We start from the raw sequence: 18,721 nt of genomic DNA on the forward strand, positions 1-18,721 counted from the left end.
TTTATGTCGAATTTTACCGTACTTTGTATTTCTAAAAATGTAACAAATGAAAGCACTTACCTTCTCCACTTTCGGAGATTCTGATGTTTTAGAATATATAGAAATCCCGAATCCTGAATTAAAAAACGATGAAATTTTAGTCGAGATGAAAGCCATCGGATTAAATTTTGCTGATGTTTACAGACGAAAAGGAAATTATCACCTGAAAGGAAATCCGCCTTTTATTGCCGGTTACGAAGGTGCCGGAATTGTAGTTGACACCAACAATCATTCCGAATATAAAATTGGAGATCGTGTGGCTTTCGCCGATGTTCCTTTTGCCAATGCAGAATTGGTTGCGGTAAATACCAACCATGTTTTGCCGTTGCCCGAAGCCATTTCTTTTGAGACGGCCGCTTCGATTTTATTACAAGGTTTAACAGCACATTATCTGGCAACCGACAGTCATAAAACCATAAAAGGTGAAACCGTGTTAATTCATGCTGTTGCAGGCGGAGTTGGACAATTTCTGACACAAATCAGTAAATTGTTGGGCGCAAATGTCATTGGCCTCACCTCATCTGCAGACAAGGCAAAAGTGGCTATCGAACAAGGTGCTGATCATGTTTTTCTATATAATAATGATTGGAAATCAGAAATTTTTAAAACGATTCCAAAAGGTGTTGATGTCGTTTACGATAGTATTGGAAGCACTTTAAAAGACAGTTTTGAAGTCACCAAAGAATGCGGACAGGTTGTTTTCTTTGGGATGGCCGGTGGCGATCCCGAGCCTGTAGATCCAAGAATGCTAATGGATACTTCAAAAACTTTAACCGGAGGCGATTTATGGAGTTATTTAAATTCGAAAGAAGAAAGAATCAAAAGATCCAGCCAATTATTCAACTGGATTACCGAAGGAAAAATCAAACTTTCAGAACCCACCTCTTTCAAATTATCCGAAGGCAAACTAGCCCACGATTATCTGGAAAGCCGAAAAAGTACCGGAAAGATAATATTGATCCCGTAATTTTTTGCCACGAATTATTTTTCACGCAGATTTATTCATATCTGGATTTAAAATCAATCTGCTGAAATAAATAATAATAATAATCTGGGCGTGCCACCAATAAAAAAAGGGGCTGACTATTGCAATCGCATAGTCGCCCCTTTTTTTATTGCTGTCGGGCTTTCACTGCTACTTCGGTAGCTTAGCTCTATCCCTCACGCGTCATCAGTTTTCAGTTTTCAGTCTCGGTTTTCAGTGCAATTTTGTCATCCCTAGGAACGAGGGATCCCCGTTAGTAGCGCTACAAAGATTAGTGATTTTGATTACGGAGTTTCTTGCGGAGATCCCTCGTTCGGGATGACACAAAATGAGCATAGAATTCCGTTTTACGAAGCGAATCCGTTTTACCTCGTACTTTATTTAGTTTCCACAATCCCTTTGCGATCTCAAAGCAAAGCGAAATACACATAAACCTTTGCGAGCTTTGCGGTAAAATTCAATCCAAATCATTCAATCCAATTCTACAAACTATCCACCTCAATTTTTGTCAATTCAGACAATTGTAAAATTCGGGCAACATCATTTTTATTCGCCACAAAAAACAAATAATTATCTCCGTGAGTATCGTAACTCATCAATTCAAGACCTCTTTTTTCTAAAGCCGATTGAATGTAAGGAAACAAATCATGACTATAGGTTTCTTCAGGATAATCGAAATTAAGATCTTCGCCTATCATTTCTGAAATGAAATACTCAGCATCTTCAGGATCAAATTTCCAGTCGCTGTTCCAGGCATCGATACTTTCAAAAAAGTCCCATTGTCCTTTCACGATATCATGATATTCTGTATGTCCTTTTTTAAAATTCTTTAAAAGTTTCTTAGATTGCTTTTGAACCAATTTTTCATCGACATCTCCTCTTGAAACCAATTTTATAAACTCTTCAAAAGTTTCTTGCGTAACTTCAACTTCTTCAGGCAATAAACTTTCTGCCGAAGGAAGCTCAATTTCTTTGGGTAATTCAATTTTTACATATTCGCATATTCCCTGCAAAACCTTCTCAAACTCTTTGAAACCTATTTTCTGAGTATCATTTTTAGGATCCTTTATATCAATAGATTCCGTATCTAATATTCCTTTGGTGTAATCCAGAAAAAAACTATTATTATAGAGCATTCTAAAATCGTTAGTTTCTAAACTATTCGTACAACAAAAAAAGATAACGAAATTATGCAAAACATGTTTCAGATACTTTTTTGCTTCCGGGGTTGGCTCTGTATAAAACTGAATATGAATATAATCGTATTCTAATTCCTGAAGCATCTGCTCCTCTGAAACTGGTCCTATATTAATCTTTTTATAGATTTCGTTTAAAACTTCGTAAGCATTTTTAAAACCTGCCTTTTTAATTTCATTTTGGGCCTCTTCATAATTAAATGAACCGGGAAATGAATATAAATTTACTAAAACAGTATCATGAATTCCTTTTATCTTAAACTCCAGTTTATTATTCTCATTATACAAATAAGTATAAATAGCATCAACAACATCAAATGACACAATCGATTTTGGATCGTTATTTCGACCAAATAAATTAGAAAAAAAACTCATGATATTTTTATTTTGGCGATTAATATAAAGACTTAAATATTATTAATTTGAATACTCAAAGCTCTGATCCATTTTCTCAAACGGAATTATTTCATTCAGTAACTTTTTCAATTCAACATCTGTCAAGAGTCCTCTTGCAGCTTCTTTTTGGCTCCCCAATACAATTTCGTAATCGAAAATTTCACGTTTTAAAACATCTTCCAGAATATTATTTTGCTGCTCTGTTAAATATTTTTTATGCGATTAAAACACTGCTTCAATGTCATTTCTAAACTCCTCATCCGAAATCTCATTATAAATATCCTGATTAGACATATCTGTCAATAACATTCTAAAAATAAAATCACTGAGATTTTTTGCCAAATAGCTGACCTCATTCGCATCATGCCAAACATAAACAACAGGCACATTCCCTTCATTTTCTTCATTTAGAAAAAAGCAATAATGATCTCCACCTCCACTTTTTGCAAACGGAATAAAGTTAAATTTTTTATCAATTTGTCGATAATCATCAGGATCAGTCAAATCTCCAATTTCCTCGTCTACCGATTTCAAATTCAATAATTCAAAATCGTAAGAGTGCAAAAGCAAAGTCGGATTTTCTTTTAATGTTGGATAAACTTCGGCATACCATTTAGGTCCATATTCTCCAACGTTAAGCATTCCGTCAATGTCTAATTGTTTGTATAAATTTGGAAATTGAAATTTGTATTTTATTTCGATATCTTGTAGTGTCATCTTTGAAAATTCTGCAATAATACTATAACTTATACCTCAAATATAATATTATTTTTACCACAAAAAAACAGTTTATTACTTCAAAGTTTCAGCAATCATCAAAGCACATTTTTCACCATCAATTGCTGCAGAAATGATCCCGCCTGCATATCCTGCTCCTTCTCCGCAAGGATACAAACCTTTTATTTGCAAATGCTCATAAGTAATGGGATCTCTAGGAATACGAACCGGAGACGAAGTTCTGCTTTCCGGCGCATGCAAAATAGCTTCATTGGTCAAATAACCTCGCATCGATTTTCCGAATTCTTTAAATCCTTCGCGTAAAATCTGAGATAAAAATCCTGGGAAAACCTGTCCCATTTCGACCGAAGTTGTTCCCGGCACATAAGATGTTTTCGGAATATCTGCCGAAACTTTATTTTGAGTAAAATCGACCATTCGCTGTGCCGGAACTTTCTGCGTTTCTCCAGCCAAATGCCATGCTTTTTGTTCGATACTTTTTTGGAATTCCATTCCGGCCAAAGCACCAAATTTTGCAAAAGGTTTAAAATCTTCTAATTTCAATTCAATTACAATTCCTGAATTTGCCGTAACCTGATCACGTTTAGATGGCGACCAGCCGTTTGTAACCACTTCACCCGGACTTGTCGCGCAAGGTGCAATTACACCTCCAGGACACATACAGAACGAATACATTCCGCGGCCGTTGACTTGTTTTACAATAGAATACGGTGCGGGAGGCAAATGTTCGCCACGATAATCACAGCTATATTGAATACTATCAATTAATTCTTGTGAATGTTCTGCACGAACTCCCAAAGCAAAAGGTTTTGCTTCTATAAAAATTTTCTTTTTATCTAATAATTCAAAGATATCACGCGCCGAATGTCCTGTTGCAAGGATCAATTTATTAGCCAGAATCTTGTCTCCGTTTTGAGTAACGATTCCTTCGACCTCATTGTTCTTTACCAGAATATCAGTTACTCGTGTATCAAATAAAACCTGACCACCAAACTCGATGATTTTATTTCGAATATCTTCTATAATTTTAGGCAGTTTATTAGTTCCAATATGAGGATGTGCTTCTACCAGAATATCTTCTGAAGCTCCAAAAGCTACCAAAAGTTCCAGAATTCTGGTTACATCACCACGTTTTTTAGAACGTGTATATAATTTTCCGTCAGAATAAGTTCCTGCTCCACCTTCACCAAAACAATAATTAGAATCTTCGTTTACCAAATGATCTACGTTGATTGCTTTTAAATCACGACGACGCCCGCGAACATCTTTTCCGCGTTCGATTACAATTGGCTTTAAGCCTAATTCTATTAATTGCAAAGCCGCAAAAAGCCCGGCAGGACCTGCGCCAACAACAATCACTTCCTGCGCCGAAGAAACGTCCTTATATATAGGTAGCTCTATTTTAGTTTCCTGAAAGGCTTCGCCTTGCAGATAGATAATCACTTTTAGGTTGATTTTTATCGCTTTTTGGCGCGCATCTATAGAGCGTTTTAAAATAGAAACATGTTGAATTTCCTTTGGAGAAACCTTTATTTGTTTAGACAAATAGTCTTTTAGCAGCAATTCGTTTGCAGCTATTTCCGGCGTTACCTGAAGTAAAAGTTCTCTTGGCATTTTATTTTATTTATTCAATTAGCTTTTCTATTTATGAAAAGAACATGCAAAAATAACATTTTGAAATGACTTTATACAATTAACCGCAAAGTGCGCTAAGATTTAATTTTACTTTGCGCATAGAAAACACAAAGTTCGCAAAGCTAGATCAACACAAAGCTTTGCGAACTTTCTGTTTTATAAAACTACACCTAAAAAAAAAAACCTTAGCGCACTTTGCGGTTAATTATGTAGCAACTTTTCCCTTCTTCGTAAAATAGACTTTGTACCTTTGTGCCTCTCAACCTTTGCACCTTAAAAAATGTCTAGAAAAATAAAACTAATTTGGGATTTCCGTGGACCTGCTTCGGCAAAAACAGCTGAACATCACGAAATTCACCTAAAAGAATATATCGCTATAGAAAAACTTCCATTAAATATAACGGGTTTTAAAATTATAAACGATATGCATGCAACCGCTTTTATGGTGGTAACTGATGAAAATATGATTCCCGTAAGAGATGCTTTGAAACCGCATCGCGGGGAAATATATACGGAGTAAATTCCAAATTTTTTAAATTCCAAAAAATAGAATATTTAAAAATTAAATCCCAAATCCCAAACTATTGTAAAGTTGGAATTTGGGATTTTTTATTTTGGAATTTTCCAACGAATTGGAATTTAAATATTGTTTTCCTGCTCTTTATTTCAAATCAAGTCTATAATCGCTAAATGTATAGGTGTTATTATCTTTTCCTAATAACTTAATACTTTTAAATTCAACAGATTCTTCACCATTCACTTGATAACTATAAACATCTATATCTTTAGAACTCGATGGTGATTCATAAAACTTACCATTTTCTGTCCACCACTTTCCTTTTTCAGTAAAAGTCTGAACTTCGCAATCTTCTTTTGCAGTAAACATTATCATGTAAGTACCATCTGCAAATCTTTGTTGTATCCAGTGTTTTTCAACTCCTTCTATTTGGGCGTCTTTCTCAAAACCTTTCCAAATACCCACTAATTTTGTGTCATTCTCTTTTTTATCGATTGAAAAACTAAATATTAAAATTGAAAATACTGCCAAGGCAATTATTTTAAATAACGGAGATATTTTTTTCATACAATTAATTAGTTGGGATTTCTATTGTTTTCATATAATCATTTAAAAAAACAAACATAAAAGAATCTATTTGTTTATCTGCTCTAAATTCAGCTTCCTTTTGCTTTAGTGATTTGTTTTCTTTTCCGGTACCAGGATTTTCAATCAAAAAGACACTATTTGAGATTCCTGTTTCACCTTCTGTTGCGTCTTTAAGTTCTTTAACTTTAAGCTTATACTCTTCAGTTCTTTTATAATACTTAAAATAATCAATTTTAAATTTCTGAAATTCCTTTGTCGTAAATTTTTTCGACTTAATATTGATTCCGTTTTTTATTTCTATAAGATTATAATTTTCATAAAGAGAACTATAACCCATATGAACATATTCAACTATATTTCCTGAAGCACATATCAACAACCCGGAATAAAAATTGCATTCAAAATTAGATTTTTCTCCAAAAACATCTTTATAGATAGACGTCAGGAAAAAATCTGTTTCACCTTTACCGTTCTCTTTATAGTTTTCCTTATATATATTTTCAACAACCAGCTTTCCATCCAGAAATTTAAAAAAGGCAATATAACCTCTCCAATTTCCAGTCGAAACGGTAGTTGTTAAATTTTCAGGAATAGGATGTATCTTAAAATATTCTTGTAAAGGATTTGACTGAATTTGCAACGTATCTTTATCAACAATCAAATAATCCGGAACCTGAGCGGTTGCAAACGACTTCGTTGATATTAACACGAAAAAGACAACAAGAGCTTTTAAAAACTTCATAAATATTCTAGTTCGCTACTTCACTAATAAACTTAATACGCATTAAACGTAATTCATCAATATCATAATCGCCATCGAATTCTTTAAGAGCGTCTTCGATTTTATCCGATTCTGATTCCATGAAATAATCGTGAATTTCTTCTTGCTGATCGTCGTCAAGCATGTCATCAACCCAATATTTGATATTTAGTTTTGTACCTGCATAAACAATCTGTTCCATTTCTTTGATCAAAGCATCCATCGAAAGTCCTTTTGCAGATGCAATATCATTTAGGGATAATTTTCGATCTATATTTTGGATAATATATAATTTATTGGCTGAATTTACTCCGGTAGATTTTACGACTAAATCGTCTGGACGAATAATATCATTATCTTCTACATAACGATTTATAAGAGTTACGAAGTCATTACCATATTTCTTGGCTTTTCCTTCACCAACACCGTGAATATTATATAATTCGGTTAAAGTAATGGGGTATTTTAAAGCCATATCCTCAAGAGAAGGATCCTGAAAAACCACAAACGGAGGAACTCCCAATTTTTTAGCTACTTTTTTACGCAGTTCTCGCAACATTCCCATTAAAACTTCATCAGCAGTTCCTGATGATTTTGCTGCGGTAACGATTGCCTCATCTTCAGATTCATTGTACTCATGATCTTCAGACATCATAAATGAAACTGGTTTTTTAATAAAGTTCAAACCTTCTTTGGTGATTTTTACCACTCCGTAGGTTTCAATATCTTTAGATAAATATCCAGCTACAAGAACTTGTCGCAATAATGCCATCCAGTATTTCTCGTCATGGTCTGATCCTGAACCAAAAAAGGATTGCGTATCTGTTTTATGCGCTTTTATTACAGCATTAACTCTACCTATTAAAGTAAAGACAATTTCTTTTGACTTATATATATGTTTGGTATCGCGAACAATTTCAAGCAATTTGACCGCCTGATCTTTTGCTTCGACTTTAGTTTTAGGATTACGAACGTTGTCATCCATATCTGCACCTTCACCGGTTTCGCTGTCAAATTCTTCACCAAAATAATGCAATAAGAATTTTCTGCGCGACATTGAGGTTTCGGCGTAAGCCACCACTTCCTGCAATAAAGCAAAACCTATTTCTTGTTCGGCAACTGGTTTCCCTGACATAAATTTCTCCAGCTTTTCTACATCTTTATAAGAGTAATAAGCCAGACAATGTCCTTCGCCTCCATCACGACCGGCACGACCCGTTTCCTGATAATAACTTTCGAGTGATTTTGGAATATCATGATGAATTACAAAACGAACGTCTGGTTTATCAATTCCCATCCCAAAGGCAATTGTTGCTACAACCACATCTACATCTTCCATCAAAAACATGTCCTGATGTTTTGCTCGTGTTTTAGCATCTAAACCTGCGTGATAAGGAACCGCACTGATTCCGTTTACTTGTAAAACTTCGGCAATCGATTCGACTTTTTTACGGCTTAAGCAATAAATAATCCCTGATTTGCCTTTATGTTGTTTGATAAATCGAATGATATCCGATTCTATATTTTTAGTTTTCGTACGAACTTCGTAGTATAAGTTTGGTCTGTTGAAAGATGCTTTAAAAGTATTTGCATCAGACATGTCCAGGTTTTTAAGAATATCCTCCTGAACTTTTGGAGTTGCAGTTGCCGTTAATCCAATGATTGGTACTTGCCCTAATTGTTTTATAATGTTTTTCAGATTTCGGTATTCAGGCCTAAAATCGTGCCCCCATTCTGATATACAATGTGCTTCATCAATAGCAACAAACGAAATAGGCACGCTTTGTAAAAAAGCTACATATTCTTCTTTGGTTAAAGATTCCGGCGCTACATATAAAAGTTTGGTCAAGCCAGAAGTAATATCTTTTTTTACTTGTGCGATTTCTGTTTTGGTAAGAGAGGAATTTAGCACATGCGCAATTCCGTTTTCAGAAGAAAGGCTTCGAATTGCATCAACCTGATTTTTCATCAAAGCAATTAAGGGAGAAACAACGATAGCTGTTCCGTCCTGAATTAAAGCGGGTAATTGATAACAAAGAGACTTTCCACCGCCAGTAGGCATGATTACGAAGGTATTCTTTTTTCCTAAGATACTCGTAATGACTTGCTCCTGCAAACCCTTAAATTGGCTAAAGCCGAAATACTTCTTTAATTCCTTGTGTATTTCAATTTCGTTTGAATTCATTCTTTATATTAATGGATATTTTGTATAAATTTGCAACACATAAAGATACAACTTTCTTTTATACATACAAATTTAAAATATCCTGTTTTGATTACAAAAGAAAATATATTGGCGATTGCCAAGAAAACCATACTCTCTGAAAGTGAAGCAATTACAAAGCTGATTGATTTTTTAGACGAAAATTTTTACGAAGCTGTCCAACGTATTTACGAAACTAAAGGCCGATTGATCGTTACAGGCATCGGAAAAAGCGCCATCATTGCTCAAAAAATGGTAGCGACTTTTAACTCTACAGGAACCCCTTCTATGTTCCTGCACGCCTCAGAAGCTATTCACGGAGATTTGGGTATGATACAAAATGAGGACATTATTATTTGCATCTCTAAAAGCGGTAACAGTCCTGAAATTAAAGTTTTGGTTCCGTTATTAAAACGCTTTGGAAACACCTTAATTGCCATAACAGGAAATGTAACTTCATTTTTAGCAAAAGGTTCTGATTATGTTTTGAACACAACCGTTGAAATGGAAGCTTGCCCAATAAATTTAGCGCCAACAAACAGTACCACAGCACAACTTGTTATGGGCGATGCTCTTGCAGTTTGTTTGATGGAAATGCGCGATTTTAAACCTGAAGATTTTGCTGTATATCACCCAGGCGGAGCTTTAGGCAAAAAATTATTGCTTCGCGTAAAAGATATGATTGAACATTCGTTAAAACCAATGGTTACGCCGGATACATCAGTTAAAAAAGTTATTTTTGAGATCTCTGAAAAACGATTGGGCGTTACAGCGGTAATCGAAGATGATAAAATAATTGGAATTATTACCGATGGAGACATCCGAAGAATGCTAAATGACGTAGATACTATAGCTGACTTAACTGCAAGAGATATTATGTCAATAAATCCTAAAACGGTATCTTCAGAAACTATGGCGGTTGATGCTTTAAATATTTTAGAAGATTTTTCGATAACGCAGCTTATCGTTTCAGATAACGGAGAGTACAAAGGAGTATTACATTTACATGACATTTTAAAAGAAGGAATCGTATAATGGCAAAAAAGAACCTTGGCGAGATGTCATTTTTAGACCATCTTGAAGAACTTAGATGGTTATTAGTTAGAAGCACAATTGCAATATGCGTTATGGCTTTTTTCACTTATTTTATTAGTGATTATTTATTTGATCAGATTATTTTAGGCCCCATAAGACCTACCTTTTTTACTTATGTCTGGTTTTGCGATTTATCTCATGCACTTGGTTTTGCCGATAGCATTTGTATTACCGAACTGAATTTCATTATTCAGAATACAGAAATGGAAGGACAGGTAAATATTTTTGTATGGATGTGTCTTTTAGCCGGTTTCATATTAAGTTTTCCCTTTATTTTATGGGAACTTTGGAAGTTTATCAGCCCAGCTTTATACGAAAAAGAAAGAAAAAATGCCAAGGTATTTATCTTCACTTCTTCATTACTATTCTTTTTGGGAGTATTGTTCGGGTATTTTGTTGTAATACCAATGTCTGTGAATTTCGTTGCCACTTTCTCTGTGAGTGATGTGGTAAAAAACCAATTTACATTAGATTCTTATATGGGAATGGTAAAAACAAGTATTCTTGCGAGCGGATTGTTTTTTGAATTGCCTATCATTATATATTTCCTTACTAAATTAGGTTTAGTAACTCCTGATTTCTTAAGAAAATATTGGAAATATGCCGTTGTAATTATTTTAATTGTAGCCGCAATCGTAACTCCTCCAGACGTAGTAAGCCAGACTATTGTAGCAATACCAATGCTGATTATTTACGAAGTGAGTATCCTTATTTCGAGGATTGTTTATAAAAATAAATTGAAAGAAAATGTCTGATATCGTACAAGAATTTAACGACTATCGTTCTAAAATGAACGAAAAATTACTCGCTGATAACAACAAAATTGTAAAGCGTATTTTTAACCTTGACACGAATGCATATGCAGCCGGAGCTCTTGATGTAAAAACAAAAGAGCTTTTAGGATTAGTAGCTTCGGCAGTTTTACGTTGTGATGATTGTGTAAAATATCACTTAGAAACCAGCCATAAAGAAGGAGTTACTAAAGAAGAAATGATGGAAGCAATGGGAATTGCAACTCTGGTTGGAGGAACAATTGTAGTACCTCATTTAAGAAGAGCTTACGAATTTTGGGAAGCTTTAGAAGAAGCCGAAACTAAATAATTGTTAATACGTTTATTTGCTGAATCGTTTATTCGTTAATTTGTACCGAATAAACGATTCTAACGTTTAAACGATTAAACTTTAAAAATGAAATTAAGAGCTGATAATTTAATCAAAACCTATAAAGGTCGTAGCGTAGTAAAAGGAATTTCTGTTGAAGTAAACCAGGGAGAAATCGTTGGACTTCTAGGTCCAAATGGTGCAGGAAAAACAACTTCTTTCTACATGATTGTAGGATTGGTAAAACCAAATCAGGGTAACATTTATCTTGATGATTTGAATATTACCGATTATCCGATGTACAAACGCGCTCAACAAGGAATTGGTTATTTGGCACAAGAAGCTTCTGTTTTTAGAAAATTAAGTATTGAAGACAATATTTTGAGTGTTTTGCAATTGACAAAACTTTCTAAAGAAGAACAAATTGCAAAAATGGAAAGCTTAATCGAAGAATTCAGCTTAGAACATATTCGTACCAACCGTGGAGATTTACTTTCGGGAGGAGAACGTCGTCGTACCGAAATTGCACGTGCTCTGGCAACAGATCCAAAATTTATTTTACTTGATGAACCTTTTGCAGGAGTTGACCCCGTTGCGGTTGAGGACATTCAGAGAATTGTTGCTCAGTTAAAAAATAAAAATATCGGAATCTTAATTACCGATCACAACGTTCAGGAGACTTTGGCAATTACAGACAAAACATACTTAATGTTTGAAGGTGGAATTTTGAAAGCCGGAGTTCCGGAAGAGCTAGTAGAGGACGAAATGGTTCGTCGTGTTTACTTAGGTCAAAACTTCGAACTTCGTAAAAAGAAACTTGAATTTTAAGAAAGTATACAGTTTTCAGTCGCAGTTTTCAGTTTTCAAACTGAGACTGAAAACCGCGACTGAAAACTTATTCGACGGTTATAAACTGCAATTGTTGTAAATCTCCGTTATAAATATTTACATCTACCCGATGTTTGATTCCTGGCAAAGATGCTTTTTCTGTAAACTGCCAAAAAAGCCAATCGTCTTCGATTTTTTCTCTATAAAAATTGTAATTGGCTATCCAAAATAAATATTCTCCAAATTCTTCTTTCAAAAAATCACTATAATAACGTTCACCTGAATAAATTATAGGACGCACCTGATAATGTGCTTCTACCTTATTCAACCAACGCTTCAATCCTTTTTTCAAACTATCCAAAGGTTGATTTTTAGGCAATCTTTCGATATCTAAAACTGGTGGTAAATCACCTTTTTGCAATTTTACGGTTTTAATAAAAAGATTGGCCTGCTCTATAGAGTTTTCATTTGGGCGATAATAATGGTAAGCTCCACGTATGATTTTATGCTCTTTTGCTCCTTCCCAGTTTTTCTTAAACTGTCTGTCAACTCTGTCATTGCCTGCAGTTGCGCGAACAAAAACAAATTGTACAGGATATTTTTCTTCTAAAACCTCAACTTCATCCCATTGCACTTTTCCCTGAAATTCAGATACATCAATTCCTATTACTTTTCCTTTATGATTTTCAAGAACCTTAATATTTCTAACATCAGATAAATGTTTATCTACAGCATCTTCATCTAAAACTTTGTTTGATTTAAAGCCAAGATAATATGCCAGTCCATCACGATAATGATAAACTGCAAAAAAGAAAAGTAATACAAAAAAAGAATAAATAATAAAGCGAATTACTCTTGTGAAAATCGATTTTTGGGGCTTCGATTTTCGTGAATAAGAAGTTCTTCGGGTAGTCGTTTTTCTTGCCATTCAGATAGAACTACTTTTTCAAAAACATATTATTAACAACTGATAATAATACATAAAAAATGATAATTAAAGGAATTGCCATGTATTGCAACCCTACTAATAAAAACAACGAAACCAACAAAAATACTATTTGAAGCACATTATCTTTTACAGTAAATTTCTTGATTTTTAGAGCAAATAAAGGAATTTCGGCATTCAAAATATAAGCACTACATAATGTTATAGCTAACAAAACCCATTGATTAGTCAGGATTTCGAATACAGCCAAAGAATCTGAATATTCTAAAACTAAAGGAAGACTTAAGATAAACAGCGCATTTGCCGGTGTTGGCAAACCAATAAAAGAATCTGTCTGGCGCGTATCGATATTAAAATTTGCTAATCTGTAGCAAGAACCCAAGGTTACAATAAACCCTAAGAAAGGAATAAAAACCGACCCAATAACTTCATGAGGATTAGCGCTTTTAGCAAACATTGTATACATGATATATCCCGGTACAACTCCGCTGGTAACCATGTCAGCCAAAGAATCCAACTGTAATCCAAGCGGACTTGAAACTTTGAAGAGTCTGGCAAAAAAACCATCAAAAAAATCAAAAAAGATTCCTAAACAAACCATATAAAAAGCCATTAAATAATCGCCTTGTGAAACAAAAACAACGGCTATACAACCACAAAACAAATTGATTAATGTAATTAAATTAGGAATGTGCTTTTTGATATTCATGATTTATAAATTTTGATAAATAGTGAACAGCAAATTTAGCATAATAACTGTATGTAGAATGCGTTTTTTCAAGAGTTTTTAATTTGAAATTCTGACTTTCGCAATATTTATGAAAAGGAATAAATTTGCTGAGTAAAATATTATATTTTTGGTAAAAATTAAAACAGACTCAGATCTGCAAAAAAATATCCGTTGAAGAAAATCCTGCTGCTTTTATTTTGTTGGAATTGTACGTTACAATATGCACAAACTGTTCGAAAATATTCGAATGAATTTATGAATATTGGAGTCGATGCAGCTGCATTAGGAATGTCGAGTGCGGTTACCGCTTCTACAAATGATGTAAACTCTGTTTATTGGAATCCGGCGGGTTTAACCAATCTTGAAGATCACCAAATTTCATTAATGCACGCCAATTATTTTGCGAATATTGCTCAATACGATTATATAGGTTACGCAAGCCCAATTGATGACCAAAGTGCCTGGGGAATTTCGATGATTCGTTTTGGTGTCGATGATATTATGGACACCACTCAGTTAATCGACAATCAGGGAAATATTGATTATAACCGAATTAGTTTGTTTTCGACTGCTGATTATGGTTTTACTTTTTCGTATGCCAGAAAATTGCCTGTTGACGGATTTCAGTATGGAGTAAATGCAAAAATTATTCGACGAATTATTGGGAAATTTGCAAATGCCTGGGGATTTGGTTTTGATGTTGGACTTCAGTTTGAACGCAATAACTGGAAATTCGGTTTAATGCTTCGCGATATTACAACAACTTATAATGTCTGGAATATTGATGAAGAAGAATATGCGAAAATTGCCAATGCAATTCCGGGAGAAAATAATGAATTACCTGAAAGTACCGAAATTACTTTACCAAAGGCACAATTGGGAGTTTCGAGAACGTTCGATTTTCATAATGACTATAGCCTTTTGGTTGCTACTAACCTGAATATGCGTTTTGAACAAACCAATGATATTATTTCATCTAAAGTAGTAAGTATTGATCCTGCTGTAGGATTTGAATTTGGATATACCAATCTAGTATTTTTAAGAGCCGGAGCAGGAAATTTTCAGAATGTAACACAATTAGACAATACTGAAAAATTGAATTTCCAACCTAATATTGGTCTGGGCTTTAAGTATAAAGGCATTCAGATTGATTACGCCTTGACTGACTTAGGAAACCAAAGTACCGCTTTGTACTCAAATATTTTTTCTTTAAAAGTAGATTTAGGTATCTTTAGATAAATTTACTTTTTTATCAAATTCAACATAAAAATCATTTCTTTAACTATCTTTATATTCTTACAAAAAAACCGATTATAATGATTATAACTATTAAAGACGAAACCTTTGCAGGAAAGGTTTTAAACGAATTAAATTTGAACTTCAAGTCTGAGTCAGCAACTATAAAAGATATTATAGAACAGAGGGTTTCGCAAGAGGTAGAAAACTATAACCAAAAACTGAGCGGTTTTTTTAATGGATTAATCGAACCCAATGACGCCGAAAAAACATTAAACGGCTATAAATTAAAACCTAAAAAAACCATCGACGCCGAAAAGCAGATTTACATTGCACTAGATGCCTTCTTAAAAAATGGTTATTTTATTTTGGTAGATAATCTTCAAGCCGAAAGTTTAGAACAAGAAATTACTCTTACAAAAAACACTACCATTAGTTTTGTAAAATTAACACCTTTAATTGGCGGATAATTATGAGCTTTTTAGATAAAATAAAAAACATAATAAACAAAAAAAGTGAAGTTGATCCCAATGAAGATTTGTTTTGGAAACTAATCACTGATATTGCAAAAAATAATCAAACTTATTATTCTGTAGATTTTAAAAAATTATCTACTTATCAGGAAATTTTAAAATTTAATTATAAGCAAAAAGTAGAAATAATATTATTTTTAATCGAAAAAAAGCATCAACATGAAAAATTTTTAAAAGCAGAACTTCGTTTAACTCATATCATAAACGATAAAATTACTTCTTTAGTAAAAGAAAAGATATCTTATGACGAAATGGATATTTATAATATTATAACTGCCTTTATTACCCACAAAAACAAAGATGGAGAATTACCTGCTTTTATTTTTTGGTCAGTAAATCAATTTGTTACTAAAGTAGCTTCGCAATACAAAGGAAAAGAACTGAATTATATTTTAAAAACAGTTCTTGAGGATTTAAAAAACGATTCAAATCTTATTAACGCACAATATTATGATAAAGCGAAATTCAAAATCATTGAAAAAATAGATTCTTTATTATTTGAATCCGAAAATGGATCTGACTCTGTAAAACCAGTTCTTTTTTTTGAAAGTGATGTACTTTCAGATTATGCCAATTTACAAATAGAGAATCTGCCTGAAGAGGAAAAAATCTTATGGTATAAAATATTGACAGAAGCAAGAAAAGCTACAGGAGCCAAACCATCTGATAAATTTCTAAAAGAAACCAAAAACATTCTGGATCAGCTTAGTATTGAAAAATTCAAACAATTATTAAATGAATGGATGACTGTAACCATACAGTCCAAAGATGAAATTCCAGAACAAGAATATTTTGTAGGTACATTTACCCTTTCGCTTCAAAATACAGATATGCTAAAAGGCTTAGTCTGGATGTGTTCTCATTTTAATGACAGTCAAACGATTTACAAAATTTCAAAATTAGCTGAACGTTGTTATCAAAAAATACCAAATAAAGGTCCCGCTGCGGCTGGTTTAGGAAACGCGTGTTTATTTACACTTTATAAAACAGAAGGGCTCGAAGGAATAAGTCAGTTATCACGTTTAAAATTAAGAATCAAACAAAATAATACTCAGACTTTAATTGAAAAGTATCTGTACCAAGCAGCAGAAGAACAAGGTATTTCGATTTATGAAATCGAAGATTTAGCTGCCGACGATTTTGATTTATCAGATGGAAAAAGAACCTGGCTATTTGATGACTACAAAGCAGAAATTTCTCTTTTGAATATTGGAAAAGTAGAAACAAAATGGATTAAGCCAGATGAAAAGCTACAAAAAACTGTTCCAACTTTTGTTAAAGAAAAATTTGGAGCAGAATTTACTGCACTCAAAAATATAGCAAAACAAGTTGAACAAAATAGTTCTTCGCAACGAGACAGAATAGACAGAATGTTTCGATCAGGAAGAAAAATGCCCTGGCAGCATTTTGACACTTACTACTTTTCTCACGGATTAATTTCTTTTATTGCTAAAAAAATAATCTGGATTATTACTGAAAATGACACTTCCGTTTCGGCAATTTGGATCGATAATAGTTGGAGAAACTCTGCAAATGAAGTTCTTAATCCTTCTAAAAACTCTTTTGTTTCTCTATGGCATCCTTCTCTTGAAACAATAAAAGATGTAACAGATTGGAGAAATTTTTTAATCGAAAATAAAATCCAACAACCTATAAAACAAGCATTCCGTGAAGTTTATCTTTTAACGGAAGCCGAAATCAATACCAAAAATTACAGTAACCGAATGGCAGCCCATATATTAAAACAACATCAATTTAATATATTGGCAAAAACAAGAGGTTGGAAATATTCATTGATGGGAAGTTATGATGATGGCAGAGAGAATGAGTCTGCCGAAATTATATTAAAAGAGCATAACTTAAGAGCCGAATTCTGGGTTAGCGAAGTAAATGCTGACAATCAGTTTAACGATGCAGGAATTTGGAATTATGTTGCTACAGATCAGGTTCGGTTTGAAAACTTAGCAAATAATGAACCTATAGATTTAATAAATGTCCCTGCCCGGGTTTTTTCTGAAATAATGAGAGATGTCGATCTTTTTGTTGGGGTCGCAAGTGTGGGCAATGATCCTACATGGCAAGATACTGGTGGAGTTCCTGCCTACAGAGATTACTGGCAGTCCTACTCTTTTGGAGATCTCTCTGAAGTTGCAAAAATGAGAAAAGACATTTTGACTAATTTAGTTCCAAGATTGAAAATCAATAAAATTGCCGAAGTAAAAGATAAATTTCTGGTTGTACAAGGAAAGCTACGAACCTATAAAATTCATATTGGCAGTACTAATATTTTGATGGAACCTAATGATCAATATTTATGTATTGTGCCTGACAGAAGTGCTAAAAATCATACCGATAATTTGTTTTTACCTTTTGAAGGGGATAGCGGATTGTCTATTATTTTATCAAAAGCATTTTTATTAGCTGATGATGACAAAATAACGGATAGCACTATAACATCTCAAATTAACCAAAAGTAGTGTCTAGATATTTACAACAGATTACTGTTTCTGAAATAGGTAAAAAAGGCCAGAACAAGCTCAAAAACACAAAAGTACTAATAATTGGTGCAGGAGGCTTAGGAACCCCTGTCGCTACACTATTGGGAACTATGGGAGTTGGAGTAATTGGAATTGCAGATGGAGATAGCATTAACAAAAGTAATCTTCATAGACAATTTTTATATTACGAAACAGAAATAGGACTTTTAAAAACTGATGTTATAATTTCAAAACTAAGCAAACAAAATCCGGAAACAGAATTTGTGAATTTTCCCTACTTTATTACAGAGAAAAACATTCAAAAAACTTTTACTAACTTTGACATTATTTGTGATTGTACAGATAATGGACAAAGTAGAATCCTTATCAATAATTTTTGTCAAGAGAACCATCTACCATTAGTATATGCAGCCGTAAAAGACTGGGAAGGATACGTTTCGATTTTACATCATAAAAACAAAATTAATTTAGAAGATATATTTAGCGAAAAATCACTTCTTGAAAGCAATACTTCCAGTTGCGAAGTAGCCGGGATTATAAATACAACCTGCACTATTGCCGGAAGCATTCAAGCTAATGAAGTTTTAAAAATAATATTAGATTTAGATGAACAACTTGATGGACAAATTATGTGTTTTAATACTTTAAATATGATTTTTAAAAAGTATAATATTTTAGGCTCTAAGACCAATTAAAG

The 18,721-nt window shown here is 33.4% G+C and carries 18 protein-coding genes; 10 read left to right on the forward strand and 8 right to left on the reverse strand.

The genetic code is table 11. The features are described 5' to 3' along the window. Positions 1 to 46 precede the first annotated feature (46 nt). Complete coding sequence (locus tag ACIDC4_RS11500; protein ID WP_412043789.1) at positions 47 to 1,006, forward strand: quinone oxidoreductase family protein; 960 nt, start codon at positions 47 to 49, stop codon at positions 1,004 to 1,006. A gap of 500 nt (positions 1,007 to 1,506) precedes the next feature. Here ACIDC4_RS11500 and ACIDC4_RS11505 read toward each other — a convergent pair whose 3' ends face one another. The 3 genes from ACIDC4_RS11505 to ACIDC4_RS11515 all read right to left on the reverse strand — a co-directional run bounded on the left by ACIDC4_RS11505 (position 1,507) and on the right by ACIDC4_RS11515 (position 4,968). Beyond that, entirely contained in the window at positions 1,507 to 2,595 is a 1,089-nt protein-coding gene (locus tag ACIDC4_RS11505) for a DUF6630 family protein (protein ID WP_412043788.1), read from the reverse strand. Positions 2,596 to 2,838: 243 nt separating this feature from the next. Next, positions 2,839 to 3,333 carry an SMI1/KNR4 family protein gene (locus tag ACIDC4_RS11510; RefSeq protein ID WP_412043787.1) on the reverse strand — a complete coding sequence of 165 codons (495 nt, stop codon included), beginning with the start codon at positions 3,331 to 3,333 and terminating at the stop codon, positions 2,839 to 2,841. A 75-nt stretch (positions 3,334 to 3,408) separates the two neighbouring features. Then, positions 3,409 to 4,968, reverse strand: a complete 1,560-nt coding sequence (locus ACIDC4_RS11515) for an NAD(P)/FAD-dependent oxidoreductase (RefSeq protein ID WP_412043786.1) — start codon at positions 4,966 to 4,968, stop codon at positions 3,409 to 3,411. Between the two features lie 301 nt (positions 4,969 to 5,269). On the opposite strand from ACIDC4_RS11515, the gene ACIDC4_RS11520 reads away from it, so the two are divergent. Next, on the forward strand, positions 5,270 to 5,509 hold the full coding sequence (locus tag ACIDC4_RS11520; protein WP_412043785.1) for a hypothetical protein: 240 nt from the start codon (positions 5,270 to 5,272) through the stop codon (positions 5,507 to 5,509). Positions 5,510 to 5,650: 141 nt separating this feature from the next. On the opposite strand, the gene ACIDC4_RS11525 is transcribed toward ACIDC4_RS11520, so the two are convergent. From ACIDC4_RS11525 to recQ, 3 genes are read right to left on the reverse strand one after another with little or no spacing between them, the layout of a single operon-like run. Continuing rightward, positions 5,651 to 6,073, reverse strand: coding sequence for a hypothetical protein (locus ACIDC4_RS11525; RefSeq protein WP_412043784.1), 423 nt, complete (start codon positions 6,071 to 6,073; stop codon positions 5,651 to 5,653). A 4-nt stretch (positions 6,074 to 6,077) separates the two neighbouring features. After that, the gene (locus ACIDC4_RS11530; protein WP_412043783.1) at positions 6,078 to 6,836 is read right to left on the reverse strand and encodes a hypothetical protein; all 759 of its coding nucleotides are present in this window, start codon (positions 6,834 to 6,836) and stop codon (positions 6,078 to 6,080) included. A 7-nt stretch (positions 6,837 to 6,843) separates the two neighbouring features. Continuing rightward, positions 6,844 to 9,039, reverse strand: coding sequence for a DNA helicase RecQ (gene recQ, locus ACIDC4_RS11535; RefSeq protein ID WP_412043782.1), 2,196 nt, complete (start codon positions 9,037 to 9,039; stop codon positions 6,844 to 6,846). A gap of 87 nt (positions 9,040 to 9,126) precedes the next feature. Here recQ and ACIDC4_RS11540 point away from each other — a divergent pair, with 87 nt between their 5' ends. The 4 genes from ACIDC4_RS11540 (at position 9,127) to lptB (ending at position 12,081) form a co-directional block, all read left to right on the forward strand. After that, on the forward strand, positions 9,127 to 10,092 hold the full coding sequence (locus tag ACIDC4_RS11540) for a KpsF/GutQ family sugar-phosphate isomerase (protein WP_412043781.1): 966 nt from the start codon (positions 9,127 to 9,129) through the stop codon (positions 10,090 to 10,092). Then, positions 10,092 to 10,907 (forward strand): twin-arginine translocase subunit TatC, encoded by an 816-nt coding sequence (gene tatC, locus ACIDC4_RS11545; RefSeq protein WP_412043780.1) that lies wholly within the window; start codon positions 10,092 to 10,094, stop codon positions 10,905 to 10,907. Before ACIDC4_RS11540 ends, tatC begins: the two co-directional genes overlap by 1 nt. After that, positions 10,900 to 11,253, forward strand: a complete 354-nt coding sequence (locus ACIDC4_RS11550) for a carboxymuconolactone decarboxylase family protein (protein WP_065450930.1) — start codon at positions 10,900 to 10,902, stop codon at positions 11,251 to 11,253. The genes tatC and ACIDC4_RS11550 overlap by 8 nt, the downstream gene beginning before the upstream one ends. An 87-nt stretch (positions 11,254 to 11,340) precedes the next feature. Further along, the gene (gene lptB, locus ACIDC4_RS11555; protein ID WP_029272155.1) at positions 11,341 to 12,081 is read left to right on the forward strand and encodes an LPS export ABC transporter ATP-binding protein; all 741 of its coding nucleotides are present in this window, start codon (positions 11,341 to 11,343) and stop codon (positions 12,079 to 12,081) included. A 67-nt stretch (positions 12,082 to 12,148) separates the two neighbouring features. Here lptB and ACIDC4_RS11560 read toward each other — a convergent pair whose 3' ends face one another. Together ACIDC4_RS11560 and ACIDC4_RS11565 are read right to left on the reverse strand one after the other, a co-directional pair. Beyond that, a complete protein-coding gene (locus ACIDC4_RS11560; protein ID WP_412043779.1) occupies positions 12,149 to 13,009 on the reverse strand; it encodes a glycoside hydrolase family 25 protein in 861 nt (286 codons plus the stop codon). Positions 13,010 to 13,019: 10 nt separating this feature from the next. Beyond that, a complete protein-coding gene (locus tag ACIDC4_RS11565; RefSeq protein WP_412043778.1) occupies positions 13,020 to 13,736 on the reverse strand; it encodes a CDP-alcohol phosphatidyltransferase family protein in 717 nt (238 codons plus the stop codon). Positions 13,737 to 13,928: 192 nt separating this feature from the next. Here ACIDC4_RS11565 and ACIDC4_RS11570 point away from each other — a divergent pair, with 192 nt between their 5' ends. The 4 genes from ACIDC4_RS11570 to ACIDC4_RS11585 all read left to right on the forward strand — a co-directional run bounded on the left by ACIDC4_RS11570 (position 13,929) and on the right by ACIDC4_RS11585 (position 18,719). Next, positions 13,929 to 14,996, forward strand: a complete 1,068-nt coding sequence (locus ACIDC4_RS11570; RefSeq protein WP_488381140.1) for a putative type IX sorting system protein PorV2 — start codon at positions 13,929 to 13,931, stop codon at positions 14,994 to 14,996. Between the two features lie 77 nt (positions 14,997 to 15,073). Beyond that, positions 15,074 to 15,463, forward strand: a complete 390-nt coding sequence (locus ACIDC4_RS11575) for a hypothetical protein (protein WP_230032965.1) — start codon at positions 15,074 to 15,076, stop codon at positions 15,461 to 15,463. Between the two features lie 2 nt (positions 15,464 to 15,465). Further along, positions 15,466 to 18,003 carry a DUF4132 domain-containing protein gene (locus tag ACIDC4_RS11580; RefSeq protein ID WP_412043777.1) on the forward strand — a complete coding sequence of 846 codons (2,538 nt, stop codon included), beginning with the start codon at positions 15,466 to 15,468 and terminating at the stop codon, positions 18,001 to 18,003. Next, entirely contained in the window at positions 18,003 to 18,719 is a 717-nt protein-coding gene (locus tag ACIDC4_RS11585) for a HesA/MoeB/ThiF family protein (RefSeq protein ID WP_412043776.1), read from the forward strand. Before ACIDC4_RS11580 ends, ACIDC4_RS11585 begins: the two co-directional genes overlap by 1 nt. Positions 18,720 to 18,721 lie beyond the last annotated feature (2 nt).

Source organism: Flavobacterium sp. C3NV, assembly GCF_046825355.2.
Classification (GTDB): domain Bacteria; phylum Bacteroidota; class Bacteroidia; order Flavobacteriales; family Flavobacteriaceae; genus Flavobacterium.

Excerpts from the sequence above, each read along its gene's own strand:
- ACIDC4_RS11530 (WP_412043783.1), bottom strand. The coding sequence starts at position 6,836 with ATGAAGTTTTTAAAAGCTCTTGTTGTCTTTTTCGTGTTAATATCAACG.
- ACIDC4_RS11515 (WP_412043786.1), bottom strand. The coding sequence starts at position 4,968 with ATGCCAAGAGAACTTTTACTTCAGGTAACGCCGGAAATAGCTGCAAAC.
- lptB (WP_029272155.1), top strand. The coding sequence starts at position 11,341 with ATGAAATTAAGAGCTGATAATTTAATCAAAACCTATAAAGGTCGTAGC.
- ACIDC4_RS11510 (WP_412043787.1), bottom strand. The coding sequence starts at position 3,333 with ATGACACTACAAGATATCGAAATAAAATACAAATTTCAATTTCCAAAT.
- ACIDC4_RS11505 (WP_412043788.1), bottom strand. The coding sequence starts at position 2,595 with ATGAGTTTTTTTTCTAATTTATTTGGTCGAAATAACGATCCAAAATCG.
- ACIDC4_RS11550 (WP_065450930.1), top strand. The coding sequence starts at position 10,900 with ATGTCTGATATCGTACAAGAATTTAACGACTATCGTTCTAAAATGAAC.
- ACIDC4_RS11565 (WP_412043778.1), bottom strand. The coding sequence starts at position 13,736 with ATGAATATCAAAAAGCACATTCCTAATTTAATTACATTAATCAATTTG.
- ACIDC4_RS11560 (WP_412043779.1), bottom strand. The coding sequence starts at position 13,009 with ATGGCAAGAAAAACGACTACCCGAAGAACTTCTTATTCACGAAAATCG.
- ACIDC4_RS11580 (WP_412043777.1), top strand. The coding sequence starts at position 15,466 with ATGAGCTTTTTAGATAAAATAAAAAACATAATAAACAAAAAAAGTGAA.
- recQ (WP_412043782.1), bottom strand. The coding sequence starts at position 9,039 with ATGAATTCAAACGAAATTGAAATACACAAGGAATTAAAGAAGTATTTC.
- ACIDC4_RS11525 (WP_412043784.1), bottom strand. The coding sequence starts at position 6,073 with ATGAAAAAAATATCTCCGTTATTTAAAATAATTGCCTTGGCAGTATTT.
- ACIDC4_RS11520 (WP_412043785.1), top strand. The coding sequence starts at position 5,270 with ATGTCTAGAAAAATAAAACTAATTTGGGATTTCCGTGGACCTGCTTCG.
- ACIDC4_RS11500 (WP_412043789.1), top strand. The coding sequence starts at position 47 with ATGAAAGCACTTACCTTCTCCACTTTCGGAGATTCTGATGTTTTAGAA.
- ACIDC4_RS11575 (WP_230032965.1), top strand. The coding sequence starts at position 15,074 with ATGATTATAACTATTAAAGACGAAACCTTTGCAGGAAAGGTTTTAAAC.
- tatC (WP_412043780.1), top strand. The coding sequence starts at position 10,092 with ATGGCAAAAAAGAACCTTGGCGAGATGTCATTTTTAGACCATCTTGAA.